We start from the raw sequence: 2,199 nt of genomic DNA, 5'->3' as shown, positions 1-2,199 counted from the left end.
TTACCATCTGGCAATAAAAACAAGCCATTAGAGTAAATAATTGGTCGCTCAGTGAGTGTTTTAGTCGGTACATGGTAGTTATAATGTTTACCACTGGCGTAAAAAATCACATTTTCACTGTCTTTAGTCCAGTTAAAATGGGCATAGCCATAGCCTTTACTCATAAAAATAAACTGTTGGGTTTTGGTGTCCCACAGCTCGCGAGTAAAACCGTGCTCTGTTGTATCCATAGATAAAGCAATGTAGCGGTTATCTGGCGAGCGCTTAGGCTTATGTAACCCAACCCTCCATTTATCTTTATAGGCAGTTTCGGGAATAATGCGGCGCCTATCAGAGCCATCCATGCGCGCAGAAAATAATGTAGTTTGCCCTGTCCACTCTATGTCGGCTTTAAATAAAATCCGCGGAGTTGAAAATGTTTCTTTATCGCCATACACCTCGTCGCGCACCTCTTTAGGCCACTCAGGATGATATGTATGGCGATATGCTCTTTTATCTTTACTAAATCGGCTGGGCTGTTCTTCAACAACTTGTTTAGCAGGTGGATTAGGCTCCTCACCACAGCCTGCTAATAGCAGCGTAGCGACACTTAGTAACATTATGACTGCACGGCGTGAAAATGACTTAGTTAACAGCGGCGTTAAAAACGGTTTAAATCGTGCTGTGTTTTCTGAGATTAATGACATCAATAGTCCTTGATTGTACGGTGTGAATTGGTCGCAAGTGCAGCAGTGCAAAGCTTGAGAAGCTTAAGATAAATAGTTTTATGAGCATGAAACGGTGTGCGTGTTGTCAACTGCTTGTCATCAACAACCTCGATCACCGCACCTTCATCAGTGCTTAATAGTATTGGTATCGCTTCATTACTATCAGCCACCACCACACGATTAAACAACAGAGTGAGCTTACTGATTGGCTTACCTTCATTCACATAGCCCGTGAGTAAATACGCTTTAGGGAAGCTACATATCCCTGTATTCAATTGCTCTGTCATTGTTCATCCTTGATATTAAACACGCCATAAATATATACTCGCATCATGCCCCAAATATTACTTTCTTTAATCGGTATCTCTTTTGTTTGCCGGGTCACTAAATCTAACTCAATAAAGTAATAATTATTAAACGCCCAACCATTCCCAAGAAGCTCAGTAGACTTTCTTTTAGATTTTGTTAACACTTTATTTTTTTTATCTGAGAAAAAGTAAGTATCTGCTTTTCTTGGTGATATAATGCGCTTATTGGGGTCCGATAAGTTAATCCAGTAATTTTGCGCCGCCCCAAGCCCTTCTGATAAAAAATAAATATAATCGCCGAAGGGAGATACCTTAAAACTACGCATAGAAAGATGGTTGTTATAGCCTAAATCAACCTTTTCTATCACGTCGCCATTAAAGTCATGTAACCAATACTCATTTTTTTTATGTGCTAAAAAGGTTTTGCCATCTGGCAATAAATACAAGCCATTAGAGTAAATAATTGGCCGCTCAGTAAGTGTTTTAGTGGGTACGTGGTAATTATAATGTTTACCACTGGCGTAAAAAATCACATTTTCACTGTCTTTAGTCCAATTAAAATGAGCATAACCATGGCCTTTACTCATAAAAATAAACTGTTGGGTTTTAGTATCCCACAGCTCGCGGGTGAAACCGTGCTCTGTTGTATCCATAGATAAAGCAATGTAGCGGTTATCTGGCGAGCGCACCGGTTTATGTAGCCCAACCATCCATTTATCTTCAAATGCAGTTTCGGGAATAATGCGGCGCCTATCAGAGAGATCCATGCGCGCAGAAAATAATGTAGTTTGCCCCGTCCACTCTATGTTGGTTTTAAATAAAATCCGCGGAGTTGAAAACGTTTCTTTATCGCCATACACCTCATCGCGCACCTCTTTAGGCCATTCAGGGTGGTATGTATGACGATACGCCAATTTATCTTTACTAAATCGGCTGGGTTGCTCTTCAACAACTTGTTTAGCAGGTGGATTAGGCTCATCACCACAGCCTGTTAATAGCAACGTAGCGACACTTAGTAACATTATTACTGCACGGCGTGAAAATGACTTAGTTAACAGTGGCGTTATTGGTGATTTTTTTACTGAAATTAATGACATCAATAGTCCTTGATTGTACGGTGTAAATTGGTCGTAGAGGCAGCAATGCGAAGCATGAACGGGGTAGTTTTTTGGGCATGAAACGGT

At 40.5% G+C, this 2,199-nt stretch carries 2 protein-coding genes and 1 pseudogene; all 3 read right to left on the bottom strand.

Features of this window, described 5'->3' with window-relative positions; all coding sequences use genetic code 11:
• Positions 1-686, bottom strand: a pseudogene (locus H5154_RS22565) (hypothetical protein); the annotation flags it as partial.
• Positions 686-994: a hypothetical protein gene (locus H5154_RS22560; protein WP_182719706.1), complete on the bottom strand. Its 309-nt coding sequence runs from the start codon at positions 992-994 to the stop codon at positions 686-688. The gene H5154_RS22560 and the pseudogene H5154_RS22565, both read right to left, overlap by 1 nt.
• On the bottom strand, positions 991-2,199 hold a 1,209-nt coding region (locus tag H5154_RS22555), incomplete at its 5' end, for a hypothetical protein (RefSeq protein ID WP_310736633.1). The genes H5154_RS22560 and H5154_RS22555, both read right to left, overlap by 4 nt.

Origin of the sequence: Pseudoalteromonas sp. SR44-5 (assembly GCF_014163675.1) — a bacterium.
Taxonomy (GTDB): domain Bacteria; phylum Pseudomonadota; class Gammaproteobacteria; order Enterobacterales; family Alteromonadaceae; genus Pseudoalteromonas; species Pseudoalteromonas rhizosphaerae.
The sequence above is the reverse complement of the archived record's forward strand: the minus strand, read 5'-3'. Positions and strand labels throughout refer to the sequence as shown.